This is a genomic window from Mesorhizobium sp. M8A.F.Ca.ET.181.01.1.1, from assembly GCF_004792025.1.
Classification (GTDB): Bacteria; Pseudomonadota; Alphaproteobacteria; order Rhizobiales; family Rhizobiaceae; genus Mesorhizobium.
Genome location: NZ_SRTV01000127.1, coordinates 1 through 344 on the forward strand (window position 1 = coordinate 1; position 344 = coordinate 344).

Below are 344 nucleotides of genomic sequence, written 5' to 3' on the forward strand. Positions count from 1 at the left end.
ACGGCGTTATCGGCCCGCGCACGGTGGCATTGTTTGTCGGCTCGTCGAAGGCCGACAGGATCGGGAAGGTCAAGGTGGCGCTCGAGGAGCTGCGCTGGATGCCGTCCGATCTAGGCAGCCCGCGCGTCTTCATCAACCAGCCCGCCTTCACCTCCAGCTATATCGACAATGGCGAGGAGAAGCTGAAGACCCGCGTCGTCATCGGTCGGGTCACCAACCAGACCGCGTTCTTCTACAACCAGATCAAGCAGGTCGACTTCCACCCTTATTGGGGCGTGCCGCAGTCGATCATCGTCAACGAGATGCTGCCGAGACTGCGCAGCGATCCGGGCTATCTAGACCGG

General features: G+C 61.6%; 1 protein-coding gene. It reads left to right on the forward strand.

The window, feature by feature from the left end:
• Nucleotides 1-344: L,D-transpeptidase family protein (locus EN824_RS33880; protein WP_145972522.1), on the forward strand; the 344-nt coding region annotated here is incomplete at both ends.